This window comes from Roseomonas aeriglobus, assembly GCA_016937575.1.
GTDB classification, from domain to species: Bacteria; Pseudomonadota; Alphaproteobacteria; order Sphingomonadales; family Sphingomonadaceae; genus Sphingomonas; species Sphingomonas aerigloba.
Genome location: JAFHKN010000002.1, coordinates 721,350 through 744,533, shown reverse-complemented (window position 1 = coordinate 744,533; position 23,184 = coordinate 721,350). Strand labels below are relative to the sequence as shown.

The 23,184-nt window shown below is 63.8% G+C and carries 22 protein-coding genes; 11 read left to right on the top strand and 11 right to left on the bottom strand.

The window, feature by feature from the left end; genetic code table 11:
• The first annotated feature begins 82 nt into the window (after positions 1 to 82).
• Entirely contained in the window at positions 83 to 526 is a 444-nt protein-coding gene (locus tag JW805_04020; protein MBN2971181.1) for a hypothetical protein, read from the top strand.
• Positions 527 to 699: 173 nt separating this feature from the next.
• Here the strand turns inward: JW805_04020 and JW805_04015 are convergent, their stop codons facing one another.
• Positions 700 to 891, bottom strand: coding sequence for an AlpA family transcriptional regulator (locus tag JW805_04015; GenBank protein MBN2971180.1), 192 nt, complete (start codon positions 889 to 891; stop codon positions 700 to 702).
• 153 nt (positions 892 to 1,044) lie between these two features.
• Entirely contained in the window at positions 1,045 to 2,259 is a 1,215-nt protein-coding gene (locus tag JW805_04010; protein MBN2971179.1) for a tyrosine-type recombinase/integrase, read from the bottom strand.
• A gap of 555 nt (positions 2,260 to 2,814) precedes the next feature.
• Between JW805_04010 and JW805_04005 the strand changes: the two genes are divergently transcribed.
• Positions 2,815 to 4,812: a TonB-dependent siderophore receptor gene (locus JW805_04005; GenBank protein MBN2971178.1), complete on the top strand. Its 1,998-nt coding sequence runs from the start codon at positions 2,815 to 2,817 to the stop codon at positions 4,810 to 4,812.
• Between the two features lie 51 nt (positions 4,813 to 4,863).
• Here JW805_04005 and JW805_04000 read toward each other — a convergent pair whose 3' ends face one another.
• Complete coding sequence (locus tag JW805_04000) at positions 4,864 to 5,034, bottom strand: hypothetical protein (protein ID MBN2971177.1); 171 nt, start codon at positions 5,032 to 5,034, stop codon at positions 4,864 to 4,866.
• A 3-nt stretch (positions 5,035 to 5,037) separates the two neighbouring features.
• Positions 5,038 to 5,343 (bottom strand): winged helix-turn-helix transcriptional regulator, encoded by a 306-nt coding sequence (locus tag JW805_03995; protein MBN2971176.1) that lies wholly within the window; start codon positions 5,341 to 5,343, stop codon positions 5,038 to 5,040.
• A gap of 189 nt (positions 5,344 to 5,532) precedes the next feature.
• On the opposite strand from JW805_03995, the gene JW805_03990 reads away from it, so the two are divergent.
• Positions 5,533 to 7,848 carry a TonB-dependent receptor gene (locus tag JW805_03990; GenBank protein MBN2971175.1) on the top strand — a complete coding sequence of 772 codons (2,316 nt, stop codon included), beginning with the start codon at positions 5,533 to 5,535 and terminating at the stop codon, positions 7,846 to 7,848.
• A 109-nt stretch (positions 7,849 to 7,957) separates the two neighbouring features.
• On the opposite strand, the gene JW805_03985 is transcribed toward JW805_03990, so the two are convergent.
• Positions 7,958 to 8,860 (bottom strand): NAD(P)/FAD-dependent oxidoreductase, encoded by a 903-nt coding sequence (locus tag JW805_03985; protein ID MBN2971174.1) that lies wholly within the window; start codon positions 8,858 to 8,860, stop codon positions 7,958 to 7,960.
• A 100-nt stretch (positions 8,861 to 8,960) separates the two neighbouring features.
• On the opposite strand from JW805_03985, the gene JW805_03980 reads away from it, so the two are divergent.
• On the top strand, positions 8,961 to 9,425 hold the full coding sequence (locus JW805_03980; protein MBN2971173.1) for an Rrf2 family transcriptional regulator: 465 nt from the start codon (positions 8,961 to 8,963) through the stop codon (positions 9,423 to 9,425).
• 467 nt (positions 9,426 to 9,892) lie between these two features.
• Here JW805_03980 and JW805_03975 read toward each other — a convergent pair whose 3' ends face one another.
• Positions 9,893 to 10,987 (bottom strand): aldo/keto reductase, encoded by a 1,095-nt coding sequence (locus JW805_03975; protein MBN2971172.1) that lies wholly within the window; start codon positions 10,985 to 10,987, stop codon positions 9,893 to 9,895.
• Positions 10,988 to 11,082: 95 nt separating this feature from the next.
• Here JW805_03975 and JW805_03970 point away from each other — a divergent pair, with 95 nt between their 5' ends.
• Positions 11,083 to 11,967 (top strand): LysR family transcriptional regulator, encoded by an 885-nt coding sequence (locus JW805_03970; GenBank protein ID MBN2971171.1) that lies wholly within the window; start codon positions 11,083 to 11,085, stop codon positions 11,965 to 11,967.
• Between the two features lie 250 nt (positions 11,968 to 12,217).
• On the opposite strand, the gene JW805_03965 is transcribed toward JW805_03970, so the two are convergent.
• The 4 genes from JW805_03965 to JW805_03950 all read right to left on the bottom strand — a co-directional run bounded on the left by JW805_03965 (position 12,218) and on the right by JW805_03950 (position 16,255).
• Complete coding sequence (locus tag JW805_03965) at positions 12,218 to 12,595, bottom strand: hemerythrin domain-containing protein (GenBank protein MBN2971170.1); 378 nt, start codon at positions 12,593 to 12,595, stop codon at positions 12,218 to 12,220.
• Positions 12,596 to 12,716: 121 nt separating this feature from the next.
• Entirely contained in the window at positions 12,717 to 13,088 is a 372-nt protein-coding gene (locus tag JW805_03960; protein ID MBN2971169.1) for a response regulator, read from the bottom strand.
• A gap of 9 nt (positions 13,089 to 13,097) precedes the next feature.
• Positions 13,098 to 15,599 carry a CHASE3 domain-containing protein gene (locus JW805_03955; protein MBN2971168.1) on the bottom strand — a complete coding sequence of 834 codons (2,502 nt, stop codon included), beginning with the start codon at positions 15,597 to 15,599 and terminating at the stop codon, positions 13,098 to 13,100.
• Positions 15,596 to 16,255, bottom strand: a complete 660-nt coding sequence (locus JW805_03950) for a response regulator transcription factor (GenBank protein MBN2971167.1) — start codon at positions 16,253 to 16,255, stop codon at positions 15,596 to 15,598. The genes JW805_03955 and JW805_03950 overlap by 4 nt, the downstream gene beginning before the upstream one ends.
• A gap of 203 nt (positions 16,256 to 16,458) precedes the next feature.
• On the opposite strand from JW805_03950, the gene JW805_03945 reads away from it, so the two are divergent.
• The 6 genes from JW805_03945 (at position 16,459) to JW805_03920 (ending at position 22,125) form a co-directional block, all read left to right on the top strand.
• A complete protein-coding gene (locus JW805_03945) occupies positions 16,459 to 16,980 on the top strand; it encodes a hypothetical protein (GenBank protein ID MBN2971166.1) in 522 nt (173 codons plus the stop codon).
• 102 nt (positions 16,981 to 17,082) lie between these two features.
• Positions 17,083 to 17,625 (top strand): spore coat protein U domain-containing protein, encoded by a 543-nt coding sequence (locus tag JW805_03940; GenBank protein ID MBN2971165.1) that lies wholly within the window; start codon positions 17,083 to 17,085, stop codon positions 17,623 to 17,625.
• 4 nt (positions 17,626 to 17,629) lie between these two features.
• The gene (locus JW805_03935) at positions 17,630 to 18,139 is read left to right on the top strand and encodes a spore coat protein U domain-containing protein (GenBank protein MBN2971164.1); all 510 of its coding nucleotides are present in this window, start codon (positions 17,630 to 17,632) and stop codon (positions 18,137 to 18,139) included.
• A gap of 20 nt (positions 18,140 to 18,159) precedes the next feature.
• Positions 18,160 to 18,861 (top strand): molecular chaperone, encoded by a 702-nt coding sequence (locus JW805_03930; protein ID MBN2971163.1) that lies wholly within the window; start codon positions 18,160 to 18,162, stop codon positions 18,859 to 18,861.
• Positions 18,862 to 18,883: 22 nt separating this feature from the next.
• Complete coding sequence (locus JW805_03925; protein ID MBN2971162.1) at positions 18,884 to 21,166, top strand: fimbrial biogenesis outer membrane usher protein; 2,283 nt, start codon at positions 18,884 to 18,886, stop codon at positions 21,164 to 21,166.
• Positions 21,157 to 22,125 (top strand): spore coat U domain-containing protein, encoded by a 969-nt coding sequence (locus tag JW805_03920; GenBank protein MBN2971161.1) that lies wholly within the window; start codon positions 21,157 to 21,159, stop codon positions 22,123 to 22,125. Before JW805_03925 ends, JW805_03920 begins: the two co-directional genes overlap by 10 nt.
• A 234-nt stretch (positions 22,126 to 22,359) precedes the next feature.
• Here the strand turns inward: JW805_03920 and JW805_03915 are convergent, their stop codons facing one another.
• Complete coding sequence (locus JW805_03915; protein MBN2971160.1) at positions 22,360 to 23,157, bottom strand: EAL domain-containing protein; 798 nt, start codon at positions 23,155 to 23,157, stop codon at positions 22,360 to 22,362.
• Positions 23,158 to 23,184: the final 27 nt, after the last annotated feature.

Here is a 23,184-nt window from a genome sequence, read left to right as displayed (position 1 = left end):
TCGCTTACGTATTACGACTTTCGCCGCGTCGCAGAAAAAGATAATAAGACTAACAAGCGGTATATGTAAAAATGATTATTTGATGAAAACTAAACATATCGAAGAACTAGAAAAAAAAGTTAATCCAAATACCTGGATTGTTTTGACTGTCAGGCAAGGCATCCAGAACGACATGTCTAGCTTCATTCCTGGTTCGTATTTAGCCTACGAAAGGGCCATGAAAGGCTTTTGGAATGAGGTAAATCGTCGCCTATATGGTAAGCGCAAACTTCGTCGCAGAAAGCGCATCATCCCCAATATTACCGTACTTGAAAGAAGTTACGGCGGCATGTGGCATATTCACGCTTGCGCGAAACGACCGCCGCATGTTACAATTGAGGAATTCAGGCAAATAGTCGATGACTGTTGCCGACGATCCCGCTGGTTTTTGCCGAGGCGTGAGGTCGAGGACTACCGGGGTGGCGGTGTCTCTTACATTTTGAAGGACGGGCAGGATGGAATCCTGGTCCAGGCCTGCTGCTTTTGATATTTGGCGCTACAGCGCGCCCCCTAAGCACCCGCCTAGATAGCAACCTAATTCAACACTCTGCAACGACGGGGCTGATAATTATAATCAGCCTTGTCATTGTTATGACCAAACAATAAGTTTACATAAATGAAAATAAGTTAACTTAGAAACAAAGATAATTTAACTTATTATCACCAACCATTAGAAAGAGGTTGATTATCCATCCAATCAGTAATTGCGCTTTCTCTCCAACCTACAGCCCTAGGCCCAAGTTGGATAGGCCGAGGAAAGCGCCCTTTATCCATCGCAGCATAGATGGCACTGCGACTGAGGCCAACAACCTTTTCAACTTCCTTCCGGCGTAGGATGCGATCGATACTCATGCTTTCCTCCACTGTCTGAACACCAGTTAGGAAGCGAAAGAATATCCGTCAATCAGCACGATTTCTTATGATTACGAGAAAAGTTACTTCATCTGCTTTAAAAAGATTTCCTGAGTTTTTTCAAAAAGAAAGCACGCAGGAGCGCCTCAAACTTTATTTTTCAACGGCCACATCCTTGCCATCGCTGCCACCCCTTTGGGTCAGGAATTTCGACCAATCCTCCATCAGCACCCGGCGCTTAGCGATTAGCGTCGTTCGGGCATACGCAGCTTCGGTTTTGTCGGGTAATTGATGGGCAAGGGCGTGTTCGATGACTTCCCTGGCATGGTTCGTCGTCTCACCAGCCCATTCCCGGAATGTCGCTCGAAACCCGTGCGGAACGGCAGGGATATTCCGTTCCTTCATCAGTTTCGAAAGAGTCATATCCGAAAGCGGTTTGCCAGAAAGACTCGGAAAAACCAGGTCGCAATCTGGCTGGCGCCATTCCTTGGCCCGCGTGAGGATAGCCAGCGCTGCGGCACTAAGCGGCACTGTATGGGCCTTCTTTGCCTTCATTCTGGAACCAGGAATTTCCCAAAGAGCATTTTCTAGATCAAATTCTTTCCACTGCGCGTTTCGCACTTCACCCGACCGACAAGCAGTATGAACAAGAAATTGAAACGTGAGTTTTGTAACGTCAGAAGCCTTCGATGCAGTGATTTTCTCGATAGCATCCGAAACCTCACCATACGGGAGGGCAGGCATATTCTTCTTTTTGAATTTATCCGGCTTAGGTAGCCCCTGCTGAACAGCGTCGGCTGGATTATCGGTTCGATATCCGCGGGCGATTGCCCACTTCAGGACGATACCGATGCGCTGCTTGATGCGGCGGGCCGTTTCAGGTTTCGCACCCCAAATTGGATCGAGCGCGGCGATGATGTCGGCGCTTTCGACTTTGCCCACCGACTTCGAACCCATTGTCGGAAAAACGTAGGTTTCCATCGTCGACAACCACTGCTTCCGGTGTTTGTCGTTCCGCCAATGGGGTTCGTTCTGCTCGTGGAACAGCAATGCCGATTTTTTGAACGAAGGAACGCTCTGGGAGCGACGCTTCTCCGCTAGGGGATCATCACCTACCCGCGCGATCTTTCGATGTTGTAGGGCAGCTTCGCGGGCCTCAGCTAGGCTTACAAGGCTTGCCGAACCTAATCCGTGGTCACGCCGTTTGCCCTGTACCGTCAGCCGAACGATCCATCGCCTGGCGCCGGATGGATCGACACGCAAATAGAGATTCCCGCCATCCCCATGTAGTCCAGGGCCAAGGTTACGAACTGCTGCCGCCGTCAGCTTGCGTTCCTGATGCCTACCGGCTGGTTTGTAACCGCTCATCGAACCTTCCGCCCAACATTCTGCTATCGATTCGCACCCCACATATCAGCACACAAAAGTTTTCAGAATAGGCTTGAACGCATTGGAATGCGCAGGAACCTATTGTTATTATAACCAAAAGAAACAGTCAGTTAGGGCAGTCCAGGGAACGCGCAGGAACAAGCGTAAGCGGCCTCCCGCTCCGCCACTTGGCTGTTTCAGCCTGTTCCGTGCTGTATCCCGGCGATCGGAAAGCTGGTCGATGCACGTTACCGCTAGCGTGTCGCCGAGCTACGTTCGGGCGCGCGGCGCTTTCAGTTCGATATGTTCAGAGCTCAGCGTGTAGCCCATCCGGCGTGCCCGGCGATGCCGTCCGTCTGAACCCATCAGAGAGATACGCAGATGCTGTTGCGTTGCAGCACAACGGCTCTATGATACGTTGCAACATACCCAATATTCGCAGCGCCTGTTCGTGCGCTGCATCCCGGAGCAGCAATGTCTTACACGCCCCTTCGTTTGCGACTGCGTACGTCCGCAGTTGCCCTCTCGCTTGCGCTTGGTTTCGCGCCGTTCGCCGTGGCGGCACAGGAGGCTGCCGAGAAGGACGACGGCGATGAGATCGTCGTTCTGGGCACCCGCAACACCGTCGATCGGGCGCTGTCGTCGGATCGCGTCACCGAGCGCATGTCACAGTCGAGCCGATCGATCGAACGCGACGTTCTGGATGCAGCAGGAACGTATCGGCTGAGCGACGCCCTCGAACTCGTCAGCGGTTTCAGCCAGCAGAACAACCGTGGCGGTGTCATCGACAATTTCGCCGTTCGTGGGTTTCTCGGCACTCCGGATGGAGGCGCGGAATATTATCTGAACGGCTTCCTTGCCAACCGCGGCATGGCCCCGCCGCGCGATCCGGCGACGACCGAACGGGTCGAAGTGCTGAAGGGACCGGCAGGCGCGCTCTTCGGAGATGTTGATCCCGGCGGACGGGTCAACATCGTGACTAAGGTGCCACGCTTCACCCCGCATGCGAATGCGATGGTCAGTTATGGCTCGTTCAACACGCGCCGTATCGAACTCGACGCGACCGGCCCATTGACCCGGACCCTGGCCGCCCGGATCGTGGTCGCCGGCGAGGACAGCGATGGATGGCGCGACACCGTCACCCTGCGCCGACGCGTTGTCTCGCCGTCGCTGACCTGGCAGCCGAGCGATGCGCTGCGCCTGACCTACACCGGTGAATTCAGCCAATATGACACGCCCTTCGATCGTGGCATTCCTGCGATCAACGGCGATGCCAACGCCTTGCCGCGTTCGAATTACTACGGCGAACCTTCGAACGGCATCACCAGGTCACGACAGGACCAGCACCAGGTGACCGCTCTGGCGGACCTCGGCGGGAACTGGACGCTGAACGGCGGCGTGGTCTGGCGGACGGGAACGCTCAAAGGCCTGTCTGCCGACCAGTCACGCATCGTGGGGAGCGCCTTGTGGCGACAGCGCCGGTCGCGTGACTTCAGCGTCGATGACCTCTCAGCCCGCCTGGAGCTCGCCGGACAGATCGGCCGGCATCGGGTCAGCGCAGGCGTGAAGGGATATCGTTTCTTTTACGGCGAGCGTTGGTTGCGCATCAACCCCTCGGCTGCCGCTCCCTATGCGATCGACCTGTACAATCCGGTTTACGGATCATCGGTCGCAGCGCCGCTGCGCCCCTTCACCAACAACGACGAGAGCCGCTGGGCGGGCACCTTCTACGTGCAGGACATGTGGGACGTCACCGACCGGCTGACGCTGGTCGGAGGTGCGCGGATCGATCCGTACCGGCAGAAGATCGTCAACAACAACACCGGCGGTATCGGCCGCAACATCGACGCGCCGATCAACTTCCGCGCCGGTGCGCGTTACCGCCTCACCGACGTGATCGCGGTGCATGCCAATTGGGGTGAGAACTTCTCGCTGAACACCGGCACCGATCGCAATGGAGCGGGCTTCGGCCCGGAAAAGGGGCGCGGCTACGAGGTGGGGGTCGCGGCCAAGCTGCCCGGTGTCGATCTGGCGGCTACGTGGTTTGACATCCGCAAGCAGGACATTCTGACGACCGATCCGGTCGATGCGAACTTCCTCGCGCCCGTTGGAAGCATCGTCAGCCGTGGGATCGAGCTGGACGCCTCGGCGCGGCTCGGCAACCGCTGGCAGATCGTCGCCAATTACGCCTGGCTCGATGCGAAGGCAGATGACACGGCGTTTCCGACGCCGGACGTGCTGAACGTGCCCGAGCATTCGGGCACATTGCTGGTGGTCCATCGCATCCCGACCGCCCGTGGCGACTGGCAATTGAGCGGGGGCGTTGCCTATGTCGGCGACCGGGCGGGATCGCTCACGGCCAATCCGGTGGTGCTGCCCGAATATGTGAAGGTAAAGGCGGCGATCGAAGCGCCGCTGGTCGAGAGGCTTCGCTTCCGTCTCGAGGCCGACAATCTGCTCGATCAACGCTATGCCGCCAGCTCGTATAGCGCCTTGTGGATCTATCCCGGCGCCCCCCGGACGGTGCGGGCGTCGCTTCGTCTCGAAATCTGACGCGGATCGGGACCGGCTTTCGCCGGTCCCGCCAAGTCGCTTTACCGCAGATCAACCGTGGCAGGGACAACCGGCATGGTCGCAGCCGGCCGACTGCTGATGATGGTTGGCACAATTCTCACCGCAGAAAATGCGACCTTCGGCTTCGACACCGTTGCTGGTGCTGACGACACAGACGCAATCGGTGCAGGCGCACTTCACCATCTCGACATTGACGCTCATCTTCTATTCCTCGTGTAAGTGGTCTTCGGGTTCGAGCACGTGGTCCATCATGTTCGTCAGCATGGTACGGACGTGGCAGTCGGGCAGCTCGTAAAAGACATTGCGCCCCGCCCGCGTCTGCTTGAGCAATCGCCCGGCACGCAGCAGCCGGAGGTGCTGCGAGACGAGGCTTTGGCTGACGCCGACGTCTTCGGTCAGCTCGCCCACCGAACGCGGCCCGTCGAGACAGGCCACGACCAAGCGAAGCCGGTTCGGCTCACCGAGGAGGCGGAACAGCTCCGCAAGCTGGATACCTTCGTCCTGTGTCATACACCCACAAACATATAAACACGTGCTAATATGTTTGTGCAGTCGACTATGTCAACTGACTGTTTGACGGCAGCGTTCCCGCTGCAACCGATGGAATTATGACTCACCAAATGAGGTTAGGACGTTCCCGGTTGACGGAATGTTGTAACATCTCATTAAGCCCTATCCGATCGGGTGGAGGCTAAGGCATTGTACATAAAGCAGATCAAGCGGGGCGGTGCGGCATTCCTGGCATCGGCGGCGTTCGTCGTCGGTACGCCAGAAATGGCTCGCGGACATGATGGCGAGGCCGAGGTCGAGGTCGAGAAAACGGATAGCGAACGTCGCGAGTCATCAGCCTCCAATGACATCATCGTAACGGGGCGGTCGCTGGACGTGGCTCAAACGCCGGTCCCGGTACAAGTGCTGGAAGGCGCGGAACTGGCGCACCGCCGCCAAGGCGGCTTGGGCGAAACGCTGGCAGGGTTGCCTGGCGTCCACCTGGACAATTTCGGGGGCGGCGCATCGCGGCCGGTCATTCGCGGTCAGACGATGCCGCGTATCGAGATACTGACCGATGGCGCAAATCTGTTCGACGTGTCGTCGATCTCGCCGGACCATGCGATCACGACCGATCCTCTGCTGCTCGATGCCATCGAGATCCAGCGCGGACCGGCAGCGATTCGCTATGGCGGCAACGCCACCAACGGCGCGATCAACCTGATCGACAGCAAAGTGCCCAAGGCGGTGCCCGAAGGCGGGCTGACCGGCGGAACCGAAGCACGCTACGGCACCGGTGACGACGAGAAGACGGTTATCGGCCGCGTGACGGCGGGGATCGGCCAATTCGCGATCCATGCCGAAGGCGCACGGCGCCGCGCCGAGGATTACGATGTGCCGAACCGGTTCGGGACCGGCAGACTGCGGGACTCCTTCGCCGACAGCACCAGCTACGCATTCGGTGGCTCATGGATCACGACCAAGGGCTACCTGGGCGCCGCCTATACGCGAGTGGAGAACGAATATGGTCTGCCCGGGCATAGCCACGCCGCCAGCGCGTGCCACGGGGACTATTATTTCGATCGGCTCGACTTCCACTGCCGTCCCCACGGCAGCATCGGTTACAACGTCACCACGCCGGATGAGCTGACCGCGTTCATCCGTCTAAGCAGCGACCGGGTCGATGTGCGCGCGGACTATGACGACCTTCTGCCCGGTCTGGCGCACTTTCGCCTGCGCGGTTCCTATACAGACTATAACCACGACGAGATTGACGGTCCCACGCTGTTCGCCCGCTTCAGGAACGAGGTGTGGGACGGCCGCGTGGAACTGACCCATCGACCGCTGTTCGGCTTCACCGGAACGCTGGGCGCACAATATACCGACGCTACCTTCAGCGGCCTCGACGTCAATGCCATCCATTTGCCGCCGGCCAGTGACATCGGCTTTTCCGGCACACTTCAGCGCAGGACGGAGAACGTCGGCGTCTTTCTCAGCGAGCGGCGCAGCTTCGGCAATGTCGATGTCGAGATCGCCGCGCGCAAGGACTGGCGCACGATCCGCACGCCCATCCCCGGTCCCTTCTTCGCCAACGTCTCACCGGAAGCCGAAGCCTTTTACGTCGGCTATTATGGCCCCAACTGGCGCGAAGCGGTCGAACAAGAACAGCGAGACTATTGGCCTGAAGGCAATCCAGACCTGAAGCACAATCCCTTCTCGGCATCGTTCGGCGCAACCTGGAACGTGCAGGCCGGATACGCCGTATCGCTGGCGCTGGCGCATACCGAGCGCGGGCCCAGCGTGCGCGAGCTTTTCGCCAACGGCGTGAATCTGGCGACCAACAGCTACGAGCTGGGGCTGACCCAATCACCGGCCGACTTTCTCTGGGAGGATTTCCCGATTCAGTTCGCACCCAGCGCGCCAGACCTGATGGAGAAGACCAACTCGGTCAATCTTACCTTGCGAAAGGCGGCCGGACCTCTGCAGGTCGAGGTCGGCGTATTCTACCAGGATATCAGCGATTACATCTTTGCGCGCCTCATCCAGAGCAACAGCGAAACCGGCGTGCGTGCCAACATGCTGGCCTACAACGCTGCCGATGTGGAATTCAGGGGGCTGGATGGACAGGTCAGCTATCAGGTGCATCCGGCAGCGAGGCTGACCGTGTTCGGCGACTATGTCGACACCAATATAAAGAACAGCAACGACAATCTGCCGCGCATTTCACCCGGGCGATTGGGCGGCCGCTACACCTACGAGACCGGATCGCTTAACGCCGAGCTCGAATATTACCACACGTTCGATCAGGACAAGGTCGCCTCTTACGAGACGCGGACGCCGGGGTACGACATGCTCAACGCGACGCTCGCCTACCGCTTCGATCTTGGCCAAGCCAAAGCGGTCGAGCTGTACGTTCGCGGCCGCAATCTGCTCAACGAGCTGGCGTTCGTGCACACCTCGTTCGTGAAGGATCAATCGCCGCTCCGCGGTCGCAACTTCGTGATCGGCATGCGTCACGCGTTCTAACCGCATGCGGATGCGGTATGACTATTACCGCATCCGCATCGTCGAGCATGCGGGCGGACCATCATCGCCCGTACTGTCGGTCGATGTCGCACTCCGCCAGCTGAACGGCTCACCCTGCCCTAGCACGAACGGAAGCCTGATGTGCGCCGATGCCCGCCAGCACGCCCGCCGCGGACGCAAGCGTGGCATTGTGCATCGGGGTGGCCGCGTCCCCTGCTGCCCACACGCCCGCGACTGAGGTAGCTCCCCACTGATCGACCTTCACGTACGGCCCCGTAGGTCCATCCTCGTGTACGCACCCCAGCATCGTAGCAAGCGGCGTGGCTGGACTCGTTCGCGGCGCAGTGAAGACCGCAGCCACCTGAACGAAGCGTCCATCGGCAAGGCGGACACCATCGAGCGCTGGCGCGTCGCCCAGCAACTCCACCACGGGCGTGCGCTCGATGGTGATGCCACGTGCGACGAACGCGTCGAGCTCGGCCGCCTCCGGCTCGAACTCCCCCTGTGTGAAGTACGTCGTCGGGCCCCAGTCCGGGATGAGCATCGCCTGATGCGCCGACATGGGATGCGCTGCGATCACGCCGAGCGGCAGGTCGCGCACTTCATATCCATGACAGTACGGACAATGGAGCACGGTCTCTCCCCAGCGTTCGTTCATGCCGGGGATCGCCGGCAACTGATCCGAAACACCCGTCGCCAGGATCAGGCGTTTGGCGCTGTGTTCGCCGCCGCCCGACAGCTCGATTGCAAAACCGTCGCCGAGTGCCCTCGCACCCACGGCCTCACCGGACATGACCTCCACGGTCGGATAGCGCAGCAACTGGCAACGGGCATCACCCATGATCGCCGCAGGCGCGCGTCCATCCTGTCCCAGAAAGCCATGCGCCTCGTCTGCGAAGCGGTTTCGCGGCGCTCCGGCATCGATCACCAGCACATTCTGTCGCCCGCGTGCCAGCTGCATCGCAGCCGACATGCCCGCAAAACTTCCGCCGACCACGATCACGTCGTACATGCTTGCCCTTCTCATAACTTCCCGGGTTACATGAACGGGAGCTTGGTCTTTTGCAACATTGAATGTGACATGATATCACGATGGTACGGTATTGGAGATCGTGAATTTGGACGCGCGCCTTTCCAGAATGCTGCATCTGCTGATCCATATGGGCCGCATGGACGGCCCGCTGACGTCTGATGCTGCCGCGATCATGCTGGGCACCAATCCAGTCGTGGTCCGCCGAACGATGGCGGGTCTTCGCGATGCCGGTTACGTGCGCTCGGTCAAAGGACATGGTGGAGGTTGGTCGATGACGGCCAAGCTCGACGACATCACCATGCTCGACGTGCATCGCGCGCTTGGTGAGAACCGGATCTTTGCACTCGGTCCGGCTGATCCCGATCCTGCTTGTCTGGTGGAACAGGCCGTCAACGGTTCGCTGGAGACTGCAATGCGCGAGGCGGAGACGGTGTTGCTGCGACGACTTGCCGACGTAACGTTGGCCGATATCGCAGCTGATTTTGACAAACGGTTCGCGGACCTGTCGCCTGACGATCGGATCGCCCGAGTGCAGGGGGCGTAAGCGGTCCAGCTTTCCCCAATAACGGATGTTCAGAGGGGCAGCATCGGCAGGCTCGCGCGTCAGATGCCTCCCGCTCAAGCCGTTCTCCTAAAACCTGTCCCAATTGCATTCGCCCAAAGCGGCCCGCGGACGTAGGGAACGAGGCTGATGCGAATAGCTAGAACGGCCGGTTCGGGGTCCCGAACCGGTCTGATGAAACGGCGAAAAAGCGGGTCGGTTTTGCTCGCGAGTCCGAGACGCGTTGGACGGAACGAAGGCCATTCCGGCGGGTGGCGGCGGTGCCCAGAAGCAGACGCTCGTTCATGGTCGTAAGCGACCAAATTACCGCTGTCGGCCTCAAACGATCCTTCCTGACCGACAGGTACGTCAGCCGAGCTGCGGCTATGGCAGAGCGCCGTAGCGCCGTCGGCGTTGCCACATCCCAGACGACGATTGGGCCGTGACCGTCGACAACAAGGCGGCTGGCGCTACCTCCAGGCCTGCACGGCGCTCACGCCGAAGATGCTTTCGAGCGGCAGGTCGAAGATGAAGTAGGGATTGAGCCGCGGTGGCGCTCCTACCGCGTCCAGCCGCTGCTGCTGATCTGGCGTCAACACGATGTCGAGTGACGCCGCGTTTTCCTGCACCTGCTCGAGCCGGCTCGCTCCCATCAGAACCGATGAGACGCCCGCCCTCCCCGCGACCCAGGCAAGCGCCACCTGTGCCATGGGTCGGCCCAATTGGTCGGCCACAGCGCGTAGCTCGTCCACGATGCCGAAGTTCGCCTCCGTGAACAGCATACCCCCATAGGGGTTATCGCCGTTGAGACGGCCATCGCTGCCGCCGATATGGTCACCGCCCTTGTTCGGCACGCTGCCAGCCGGTCCGAAGGCGGCAAGCTTCTCTCGCCCGTACTTGCCCGTGAGCATTCCGAAGGCAAGCGGGCTCCACGCCACCAGTCCCAAACCGAGCGCCCGACCCGCGGGCGCCAGATCCAATTCCACACCGCGATCGATCAGCGAATAGCTGTACTGCAGTCCGATCGGCTCGGGCAGCCCGTGCGCGCGGGCCAGCGTCGCGATCTGCGCGACGTACCAGGCAGGCGCATTGGAGAAGCCGTAGTAGAGGATGTCGCCCCGCCGCACCGCATCTGTCAGGGCGCGCAGCACCTCCTCGACCGGCGTCGTGCGATCCCACACGTGCGTCCAGTACATATCGATATGGCTTGTGCCGAGCCGCCTGAGCGATCCCTCCAGGCCGTCGCGGATGTTGCGCGCCGAGTTGCCGCCGGCAAGCGGATTGCCTTCGCCGCGCGGGAAGCCCGACTTGGTGGCAATGACCATCCGGTCACGGCCGCCGCGCTCGCGCAGGAAGCGACCGACCATCGCCTCGCTTTCACCGCCGGAGTAGACGTCCGCCGTGTCGATGAAGTTACCGCCTATGTCGGCATAGGCGTCGAAGATCGCGCGCGATCCCGCCTCGTCAGCCCCCCAGCGGCCGGCACCAAAGGTCATCGTGCCCAGCGCCAGCGGGCTTACCGCCAGCCCCGAGCGACCAAGCGTCCGGTAATTGGTCATGTCCATGGCTCATCACTCCTCGTATCGCTGCGAAGGTAAGACATGAAAGATTGCGGGATTAGCCGTTGCGAACCGCAAAGGCTTATGAGCATGGTGCATCAATGCGGCGCGGCGACCTCGATGATCTTGCGACATTTGCCAGCGTCGCAAGGCACCGCAGCTTCACACGGGCGGCCGCGGAACTCGGCCTCTCACCATCGGCCCTCAGCCACGCAATGAAGGCACTGGAGAAGCGGCTCGGCGTCCGGCTCCTTGCCCGCACGACCCGTTCGGTGGCACCGACCGCCGCGGGCGAGCAGCTCCTGCGCTCGCTCACCCCAGCACTGGCACAGGTGACGCAGGGTTTGGCATCTCTCGCGGACTGGCGCGGCGCACCGTCGGGCACGGTGCGGCTGACGACATTCGGCTATGCGGCGCGCACCATCCTGGCGCCGCGACTGCCACGCTTTCTGCTCGACCATCCCGACGTGTCGGTGGAGGTCATCGTCGAGGACCGGCTGATCGACCTGGTGGCGGGTGGCTTCGACGCTGGCATCCGGCTCGGCGAGGCGGTCGAGCGCGACATGGTGACCGTACCGGTCGGTCCGGATCTACGCACGGTCGTGGTCGGCACCCCCGCGTACTTCGCGCGCCACGCGCCGCCTGAGACGCCGGCGGATCTCGATCGCCATGTCTGCGTCAACTATCGTCTGCTTGGCGGCGGTGGCCTGCTTCCGTGGGAGTTCGAGGATGCCGGTCGGGACGTGCGGCTGCGGGTACCCGGGCAGCTCATCGTCAACGACGAAATCCTGGCGGGAGCGGCGGTGCGCGCCGGAGCTGGACTAGGCTATATGATGGAGCATGATGTGGCAGACGAGATTGCCGATGGACGGCTTGTTCAGGTCCTTGCGACCTGGTGCCCGAGCTATCCAGGCTGCCGCCTCTACTACCCCGATCGGCGAGTCACTCCTGCTTTGCGCGCATTGATCAGCGCATTTCGCGTGTGACGGACGACTTAATCGCTTGACCCAAAGGAGGACGTTTGCGGCGACCTAACCGCTACCTACGTGGCCGCTTGTTCAGCTTATGCCAGGCTGATGCTGGCGTTCCTAGGGCATCGATCGTAGCGCTTCGTAATGTGCCGTCGGTTCATGAGGTGGCCGCCAGCTCTGCGTTCGGATCAAGGAATCGGCGCAGATTGCTGAATCGGTCGATCTTTCCTGTCCTGGCGCTTGGCTTTTGAAGCAGCGGTTGAAGTCAGAATAGTGAGAGGATCAGTGCTTCCTCGTCGTTCATCTGCGTGCGCAACTGTTTGGCGAGCAGCGTGGTGTCCGCGCGATAGGCATTCCAGCCGATATGAACCTCTGCGCCGGTCCATCGGCGTATCTGATCGGCAATCTTGCGGTCGATGCTCTCGATCACACAGCATCGCGCGTGAGCCAGCGCGCTCTTGCCCAGACGCGTCTGGACAAACGCATCCTCACGCTGGACGTGCTCGCGATGCTCCGTGAACAGCGCGCGCCGGACGTCGGCGAGGTCCCCGACGGGTGGGGGGTGATCATGCGCAACCATCGCTTCGAGCTGCGACAGCAGCGATCGGATTCGATTGTGGTCCTGCTTCAGATCGGTTGGCATTCCGCGTTCCCCCGGGCGTACCGGTCACCGGTGGGATCGTAGGGTAAACAAGACATTGCTCCGCTTCCCCGGCACCGGCGGGGCTAGACCAAAGTCCAAATTTTCGCGCGATCGCCGCGGCTCAGGCCGCTATGAGTGCACGGATATCCGCACCGAGGCGCACCGGATCGAACGGCTTGACCAGTACGCCTTTCGCACCGCTGCGGTGATACAGTTCGACGTCCGCCTGACGCCCCTTCGCCGTCATGAACAGCATCGGAACGTCATCGCCCAAGACCGGCCGCAACCGGGCGAGCAGCGTCAATCCGTCCATTTCCGGCATCATCATGTCGAGCACGACGACATCCGGTGTCAGCCCTTCCGCGACCATGCGCAGCGCCTCGCCGCCGCCGCCTGCCAGGACCGGGCGAAAATAGCCGTCGAGCTCCAGCGCCAGTCCGACGATGATGCGGATGTCTTCCTCGTCGTCCACGTACAGCAGGGTTTGTGTCACGTCGTCTTGCTACTTCTCTTCAAAGGCGCGGGCGTTGATGACGCGTCGCAGGGTGGCCTTCAGGTCGGGCATCGACCCGCGCGCCTTGACGAGGACGGCATCGACCTTGTCGGCAAGCTCGGCCGAGACGTCCTGCGCCGAATAGATAATCGTCGGAATAGCGAGCCCGTCGCTGTCGACGAGGAACGGGATGAGATCGAGGCCTGACCCCTCGGCCAGACGAAGGTCGAGGATCGCGGCATCCGGGGATGTCGTTTCCAGGATCGCCCGCGCGGCGGCAAGGCTGGTCGCCGTCAGGATTTGTACTTCGGGCTCAAGTCCAGCGGCGACGACCTGGAGCAGGTCCTCGTCATCGTCGAGATGGAGCACCGTCGGCCGCCGGGTCGTGCCGCGCGCCAGCGCCCGGCGCAGCGCGTCGCCCAGTCGATCGGCGTCGCCGGGCTTGTCGATCCAGTCGATCACGTCGAGGGGCGACAATGCATCTCCGTCATCGAACGCGTTCGCCGCAACGACGATGATCGACGCCTGCGCCGATGACGAGCCATCCCGCACCGCGCGTGCGAAGACGAGCCCGCCCTCCTCGGGCAGATGCAGGTCGATGAGCAGCGCGTCGAATGTCGACCGCGCGAGCGCCGCACGGGCGGCGCTCGTACTGGTCGCGAGTTCGTAGGCGCACCCCTCCCGCACCGCCATCGCGATCAGCCTTCCGGCGAGTTCGGCATCCTGCTCGCAGATCAGCACGCGCGCCGATCCACTCTCCATCATGTGCGCGGGCCGCATCGCATCGAGCGTGATCGCGAAGCGCGCGCCGCCGCCCGGAGCATCCTCGAACCAGATCCGGCCGTCGTGACGCGCGATGATTTCCCGCGAGATAGCGAGGCCGAGCCCCGCCCCGCCCAGCTGCCCACTCTCACCCGCCGCGCGCTCGAACCGGCCAAAAATACGGCTGCGAAATTCGGCGGGCACGCCCGGGCCTTCGTCATCGACGGTGACGGTTGCGCGTTCGCCATCGCTGGCCAGCGTGATCGTCACCGCCCGCCCCTCGGGAGTGAAGCGGACCGCGTTCGACAACAGATTCGTCAATACCTGGAGCAGCCGGTCGGCATCGCCCGCGACGATCACCGGCGCGGGGGGCGTGGCGACGACGATCCGCACGCCCTTCGCCGCCGCAATCCCTTCGCCGCCATGGGCCGCACGCTCGACGATGGTGCGCAGGTCGGTCGGTTCGCGCACCATCTCCAGCGTCCCGGTCTCGATGCGATCGATGTCGAGCATGTCGTTGATGAGGCGGATCAGGCGCCGTGAATTGTTCTCGGCAATGCCAACGAGCCGGGCCGCGGCGTCCGGCAGCGCGCCCGCCGATCCTGCGCGTAACAGCCCAAGCGATCCGACGATCGATGTGAGCGGTGTCCTGAGCTCGTGACTCACGGTGGACATCAGGTCGTCTTTGAGTTGCTCCAGCCGCTTGCGCTCCGAGATGTCGCGCAGCGACACGACGAGATGATCGCCGCTCGGCACGACCATCGCGCCCATCGCGACATCGACCGGAACGAGGTGGCCATCACGATGCCGCGCTGCCCGATCGGGCAGGAAGCGCTGGCGCAAATGGCCGTCGACCAGCCCGACGCGCTGGTGGAAACTGCCCTCCCCCGGTGCCAGATCGATGACGACGGCGATGTCGCGCCGTTCAAGCGCGCTCGCATCGTAGCCGAGCAACTCGGTGGCAGCGCGGTTGACCGCCTCGATCGAACCGCTGGGATTGAGAATCAGCATCGCATCCACGGTGCTGTCGAGCACGGTCTGGTTGCGCTCTGCCGCCTCGTACGCGGCGACGCTCGCGTCGTAGCGGGCGCGGCGAAGCCGCCACCCCGCGAAGAGCCACCCGGTGACGAGCACGAGCGTCAGCACGCCGATGCCGATCGCGAGCAGCTGCGAGCTGCGTCGGCGCGCCTCGAACCGATCGCGCGCGGCGCGTGTCGCTGCATCCTCGTGCGCGATCCGCGCACCAACGGCGCGGCGCAACTCGTCCATCAGGCGCTTGCCCGCGCCCGTTCGCACACGGCGGAGCGCCTCGTCCCGATCGCCGCTGCGCAGGCTGGCGATGGTCGCATCCATTTCCACGAACTTTGCAGCGATCAGCGCTTCGATGCGCGACAGCTGCGGCGCGCCAAATCCGCCCCTCGCGCCGTCGTGCGCGGCCCGCATCATCACGGCAACCCGCCGCCGCGCAGGGGTGTAGGGACCAAGAAAGGCCGCGTCGCCTCCCGTCAGCAGAAATCCGCGCTGCGCCGTCTCCGCATCCTTCAGGGTCGAAAGCAGTTCGACGAGCTCAAGCCGGCGCTGGAACGACGCCGCTACGCGCTCCCGCAAGGCCTCGGCGCTGCGATACCCGGCATTCAGCCAGATCAGGAGCGCAATCAGCAGCAGTGGGCCGATCAGCGCGAAGGAGAGGAAGCGCAGCGCGGACGGCCGCCCGACGATGAGAGCGGCGCGGCGATCCAGCGGCGTCACGATACGACACGCGGATCGATCGCACCGAACAGCGGCTGAACCGCGATCAGCGCCTGCGCGCGGTTGGTGACGCCCAGCTTGCGGAAAATCGCGGTCATGTGCGCCTTGATCGTCGCCTCTGTCACGTTGAGATCATAGGCAATCGCCTTGTTCGCGCGGCCGTCGGCCAGTGCGATCAATACCGTGCGCTGCGCGGGAGAGAGTTCGTCGATCCGCTGGCGCAACGCCGTCAGGTCGCCGGCCGCGGGCGGCGGCGGTGGCGGAAAAACGCGGCTCCCCCCCTCCACCTCCTGCAGATGCCGCGCGATCGTGTCGAGCGGCAGGCTCTTGAAGAGGAAACCCGCAGCACCCAGTGCGCGCGCCGCCTCGACGACGGCCGGTTCCTCGCGCGCAGAGATGATGACGATGGGGACGCGCGGCACTTCGTGCTGGATCGTCATCAGCCCGGAAAAGCCGAGTGCATCGGGCAGCATAAGGTCCAACAGCACCATGCGATCGATCGGTACCCGCGCGATCGTCGCCAGCGTGTCGGCGATCGAACCTGCGGTATGCACCGTCACGCCCGCCAGCGCCGAGCGGGCGGCAAGTGCTAATCCCTCGCGTATCGGAGGGTGATCGTCGGCTATCAGAATGCGACCGCCAGTTCTTTCCGCCACGATCCCCAACATCGTTCGCTAGCTTGCGCTTATTCTTCAGCGTGTCATTAGCAATGTCGATACCCAGCAACGGATAGACATCATAATAAATGTTAAGGATTGATCCGCTGGCGGCAGTGATCACCGGAACACAGCCCCCCACTGTCAACTGGACAGTTCCGTTGCGCGAAGCATTCGCTGCAGCCGGTTGGCGGGTGAAGTCGATGGAAGCGGTGATCGAGGATGTATCGTATACATCTTGTCCATCACTGTTGTTTCTCTCCTCAACCGTCGAATCGCCCGCTTGGCGCATGGGTGCTCCACAGGTGCGTGTGGGCGGGGACCAAGTGTTCGATGATGACGAAGTGCTTCCGGTCGGAAGCGGCTTGGAAACCTTCTCCATTCTGGCGGAACGCTGGAAACCGAAGGACCTGAGCGACGCGACGCTGCGACTTCTCGACGTGTTCGGCGCCGCGGCGATCCTGCCGATGCTGAGCCGTCTTGCCGATACGCTCGAAAGCGTTCTGACAACACCTGACGCTGCGACCGAGACCACGAGCCACCGGCTCGCCGGACTGGCCGGAACGCTGGGCTTCACCGCGCTGAGCGAGGCGTGGCTGGTTGTCCCGCCCGGTCTCGCCGCACCTGTTACCGTGCGTAGGCTTTCGCGGCTCGCGGTTGGCACTATCCGTCGATACATCGCCGCGGCGGAAAGAAGTTCCACGCCGATCGCACTGCGACGCTAGACTTAGGTCGAAGACGTTTAAGCTGGGCCGGTCGTTTCAAGATTTGGTTTACCGTCGTCCCGCACCCCGACCTCCTCGAACTTGCACGAGGGGGATCATCGCATGGCAAACATCAGCTCTTACTATCGCATCATCGCTCTCGCTGCGGGTACCGCAAGCGCGTTTGCGGCGACGCCCGCCGCCGCCGGTAACACCACCGGCACGATCGGCGTCACGCTGAACGTCACCAACGCCTGCGTCGTAAACGGCGCGACCGCGCTTCAGGCCAATGCCGGCCAGATGGGCACGATAGCCTTTCCCGATCAGCCCGGCATCTTCGGCAATGTCGACGGCGAACTCGTCGGCTCGCTCGGCCAGCTCCAGGTCCAGTGTTCGCCGGGCGTCACGCCCAGCCTGACGATCGGATCGGGAGCGAACGATACCAGCGGTCGCCGTCACATGATCGCGAACGGTCGCACCGTCGCCTACCGCCTGTTCAGCGATGCGCAGCGCACGTCGGAGATCGGCATCGGCCAGCAACTGGCGCTCGCGACCGCAGGGTCCACGCCGATCAGCGTGCCGATCTATGCCCGCGTGACGAGCGGCGGGACGCTCCTGGCGGCGGGCAGCTACGCCGACACCGTCCAGGTCACGCTGACCTGGTGATCCGGTGCGTGTCGGCCTGATCCTTGGCGGAGCGGCGCTCCTGCCGGTCGGCGCGCCCGCGCATGCGGAGATGACGCGGTCGTTTCCGGTTAGCGCGAGCGTCGTCAACGGCTGCAGCGTCAATGCCGATGCGACGCAGGGCTGGGGCCGCATCGACATGGGGACCACGCCCGGAACCGCCGGCGCGCGGGCGGAGGGGAGCTTGGTCTCGGCTGGCGGCGCAGGGATCGCGGTCGAATGCACGCCCGGGGTGACAGCGACGCTATCCGCCGACGGCGGCGACAACGCCGCCGGCGGTGCGCGCCGTCTGCGCCAGTCCGGCGGATCCGCCACGATCGCGTACCAGCTGTTCGCGGACGGCAGCAGCAGCGAGTGGGCGGCCAGCCCCGTATCGCTGCCGTTCGCGCCGGGTTCCGGCCAGCGACTGGTGCCGATCCGGGCCGTCGCGACGCTCGCCGGGGCACAGCCCGCCGGGACCTACACCGATACCGTCCGAATCACGCTCACCTGGTAATCCGCAGAGGGAAGTTTATCATGTTCCGCTCTTTGGGCGCTGCGCTGTCGCTCGCCACCCTTGTTCACACGGTGCCCGCGACCGCCTCGGCAATCGTCATCTGGCCGATCGATCCCGTCATCAAGGCGGGCGAGCAGGCGACGGCGCTGTGGCTGGAGAACAAGGGCACCATGCCGGTGACGATGCAGGTGCGCGCGTTCGCCTGGTCACAGGCGGACGGCAGCGACACATTGTCGGCCCAGGACGTGATCGTCGCCAGCCCGCCGATCGCACGGGTCGAGCCAGGCAAGCGCCAACTCGTCCGGATCATCCGCCGCACGCCCGGCGCCGCCGCCGAGGGCACGTTCCGGCTGCTGATCGACGAGCTTCCCCCGCCCCCGCCGGAAGGAACGGCGGCGCCGGTCGCGAAGTTGGCGGTACAGATGCGCTATTCGGTGCCGCTGTTCACCTATGTCACCGCGGAGACCGGCACACCGCGCCTGTCGGTGCGGGTGTCGGCCGGTCCGGAGGGCCGCGAGCTCCGCGTCACGAACACCGGCACGCGTCACGCGCGACTGACCGATCTGCGCGTCGTGACGGGTTCGCACCAGGCAATGGTGCGGGCTGGCCTTGCGGGCTACGTACTGGCCGGCGCGACGATCGCCTTCCCGTTGCCCGCCACAGGCGGCACGGTCCGCGTCGCGGTCAACGGCGTCGACCAGACGCTGGTCCCCGACGCCTGAGCGATCGCACGAGCCGGCTGCGATGCGCGTTTGGCTGATCTGCGCGGCGATGCTCGCGAGCGTCCCGGCGCACGCGCGCGACGCAACGCCGCCGGTCGCCGCCGCGTCGGCGGGCCCCACCGAATTGTTCGTCGAATTGGTGGTCAACGGACGGATCGACGTGACGCTCGCCAAGCTGTCGCAGTCGGGCGAACGGCTGTTCATCGCGCCCGACACATTGCGCGCCGCCGGCATCGCCGTCTCCGGCGACGCGCCCATCGATCTTGCTGCCCCGCCGGGGTTCACCGCGGTGTATGATGCGCCGGGCCAACGCCTGCTGCTCGACGTGCCGCCGGCGCTGCTGCCCACGCGGCGCATCAGCGGCGACGCGCCGACGCGCATGGCGACGACCATCGATACCGGCGCGCTCATCAACTACGACCTGTTCGTCCGACGCGACGACCGCGTCACCACCGCCGCCCTGCTCGGCGAAGTCCGACTGTTTGGCGACTTCGGCACGGTTGCCTCGACCGGCGTGCTGCGCACGGGCTTTGGCGGTGGCGCCGGGCTGCTCCGCTACGACACGAGTTATCGCCGGGTGCTGGAGGACAGCGCGACGGAGATCGCCGCCGGAGACTTCATTACGCGCACGCTGCCCTGGACGACGGCGGTGCGGATGGGCGGGCTTCAGATCGCGCGCAACTTCGCGATCCGCCCGGACCTCGTCACCGTACCGCTGCCGCGGTTCGCCGGTGAGTCCGCGGTGGCCAGCGGCGTCGACCTCTTTATCAATGGCTTTCGCCAGGCGACCGCCAATGTCGAGCCGGGCCGGTTCGTGCTGGACAATGTGCCGGTCGTCAACGGTGCCGGCGAAGCGCGTATCGTCACCACCGATGCGGTCGGTCGGCAGATCGCCACCGTGATCCCCTTCTACGTCGCACCCACGCTGCTGCGTCCGGGCCTCACCGACTTCGCTGCCGAAGTGGGGCTGCTTCGCAGAAACTACGGTTTGCGCAGTTTCAGCTACGCCCGGCCGGCGGTGAGCGCATCGCTGCGCCATGGCCTGTCGCAGGCCGTCACGCTGTCCGCGCACGTCGAAGGGACACGCGGGCTCGCCGGTGCGGGGGTCGGGGCGGCCTGGCGGATGGGACTGCTCGGTGCCGTCCACGCATCGGCCTCAATCAGCGACCGGAGCGGGCGCCGCGGGTCGCAGCTCACCGCCGGCTACACGTACGATGGACGGACCTTCTCCATCGGCGCCGAGCACGTCGTGCGCAGCCGCGCCTTCACCGATCTCGGCGCGTTCGACATCACGCCATCCGTCGGCAGGCGCAGCGACCGCGTGTCGGCGAGCACCATCCTGCACGGCTTCGGCAGCGTCGGGCTCGGCTTCATCAGCAGCCGCGACACTGTCACGGGTTTGACGCGGCTGGCTTCGGCATCGGCGTCTGTACCGCTGTGGGGCCGCGCGTCGGCGTTCGCCGCGCTCGACTATGACGTCGACCGGCGGCGTGGTGGAATGCAGCTGCGGCTGGTGATGCCGCTCGGCGCCGGCGCCACCGTCGCCAGCGCCGGGATCGCGCGCGCCCCCGCGGGGCGTGCACGCGTCAGCGGCGCGATCGGCCATGCCGTGCCGACTGATGGCGGCCTGGGCTACGCGGTCGACGCGGCCATTGACGATCGGGGCCGTGTCATCGGTCAGGGAACCGCGACGTGGCGGGCGCGCGCGATCGAGTTCGAGGCAGGAGCGGCGACCGCAGGCGCGGCGCGCAGCCTGTGGGGCGGGGTCCAGGGCTCGGTCGTCGCGATGGCGGGACGGCTGTTTGCAACCAACCACCTGCCCGATGCCTTCGCGCTGGTGGCGACCGGTGCACCGAACGTGCCCGTCCGCTATGAAAACCAGCGGCTGGGCACGACCGATCGCCGCGGCCACCTGTTCGTGCCTTCGGTCACCGCCTATCATCCGGCGCGCTTCGCGATCGAGCCGGTCGGACTTCCAATCGGAATGATCGCGCGTGACGTCGAGACGCGCGCCGCGTTGCGCCCGGGCACGGGCGCGGTGATCCGCCTGCCGGTCCATGCGGTACGCAGCATCACCGCACATCTCGTCGATGCCGTCGGCGTGCCGCTGCCGCCAGGGGCGATCGCGACAACGGACGACGGTCAGTCGCTGACGATCGGCTATGACGGCATCGTCCTGATCGAGCAGCCCCGCGATGCCACCGTGCTGACGGTACGCCTGCCCGGCGGCAGGTGCACCGCGCGCATCGGCCGTTCGGCGCGTGCCGACCTTCTCGCCAATGTGGGGACCATTCGATGCGTCTGATCGCCTGGCTCGCCGCCGTCGTCTCGCTATCGACGTTTCTCTCTGCCGAACCCGCGCAGGCGGCGTGCGGCGTTGCGCCGGCGATCACCGGCGATCTCGGTGCCGTGACGTCCTATGACCTTCGCGCCGGCCCCGCTACGCCCACCGCGATGCCGGCGACGCTGCGCTGCACCGGTACCGTGCTGACGGTGATGAGCACCGATTATGCCCGCGCCACGGCGACCAGCGCCAACGGCTTTCGTCTGAGATCGTCGGGCGGCGCCAGCATCGGCTACCGCCTTTCGGCAGATAGCGCGGGCAACGTCGCCTTCACCCAAGGCTCGACGATCAACTATCTCGACACTTCACTGCTATCGCTGCCGACGGTCCTGTCGCCGACCAACTTCGTCCCGACGATGTACGCGGCGACGGTGGAGAAGCCCAACGTGCCGGCCGGCACCTATACGGACACCGTGACGATCGCCTGGTCGTGGAAAATCTGCGCCGGGGTCGGCGTCGGCCTGGGGGGCGCGAGCATCTGCGTCCTCGAGTATAGCGGTACCGCCACCTCGACGATCACGGTGACGCTGGTCGTCACGGCCGATTGCCGCATCCTCGCGCCGCCGGTGGTGTTCGGCAGCGCGCCATTCGCGCGCGGTTTCGCGCCCGTCTCACAGGCCGTCGCGGTCGATTGCACACAAGGTACGAACTTCAAGGTCGCATTCTCGAGCGGCGCCAGCGGCGCTTCGCGTCCGTGGCGTGCGATGAGCGACGGCGCCGGCAATCGTCTGCGATACAACCTCTATCGCGCCGATGGCGCGACGATCTGGGACGAAACCAATCCGCTGCCCGGAACGCTCGCGGGCACCGGCGGGACTAGCCCGACGCAGCTCTTCCCCTATGTCGCTCGTATCGACCCGACCAGCACACCCCCCGCCGGCAGTTATTCGGACGTGGTCAGCGTCATCGTCACGTTTTGACGGCGGTGATCGCGCTCAAATCGGCCGGCGGGTCGAGGCGTCAACGCCATCGTTGGGGAATGGGAGGGCTCTTCCGTTACTGACATACGGCTTTTGCCCGAGCCACTCTGGCAAGCCGGCGTAGTTGGGTCTGCTCTCAAGTTCCCCATGCAGTCAGGTCGCGGCACCGCGAGCGCTTTTCCTATCGAATTTCATTCAAATAGGGTTGCAAGGGCGGCACGCACTCGCCTCGCGTCACGCCGACAGGCGAAAAGCGCTCGGAGGAGTGCCAATCATGCGCTGCACTTCGACCTCGGAAATCGGCTTGCTGAAATAGTAACCCTGGATGTGGCTGCAGCCTTGCTCGCGCAGGATGTCGAGCTGGTCCGAATTTTCGACGCCCTCCGCCGTAGTTTCCATGCCTAAAGCTTCGGCCAGCGTCGTGATCGATTTGATGATCGCCGTGGCGCCGTCGCCGTTCAACAGGTCGATAATGAAACTGCGGTCGATCTTGATCTTATCGAACGGGAAGGCGCGCAGATAGCTGAGCGAGGAATAGCCCGTACCGAAGTCGTCGAGCGCGACCCGGACGCCCAGCGCACGCAGGCTGTGGAGCGAGGCGAGCGTGGATTCCGGATTATCAATGAACAGGCTCTCGGTGATCTCCAGTTCCAGGCGCTGCGGCGGCAGTCCGCTTTCGGAAAGGGCCTGTAGGATGACCGCGGCCAGGCCGGGGTTGCGGAACTGGACCGGCGATACGTTCACGGCGACGCGGATATCGTCCGGCCAGGTGCGGGCGACGCGACAAGCCTCGCGAATCACCCATTCGCCGATCGGCACGATCAGCCCGGTGTCCTCGGCAAGCGGGATGAAATCGACCGGCGACACCAGTCCGCGCGTCGGATGATTCCACCGCAGCAGCGCCTCGAATGCCGACACGCGCGTCTGCGCCAAGTCGAACAACGGCTGGAACATCAACGACAGCTGCCCTTCGGCGATCGCGTCGTGCAGGTCGAGTTCCATCTGCCGACGCTTGCGCGCCTCGGCATCCATCGCCGCCTCGAAGAAGCGATAGCCGCC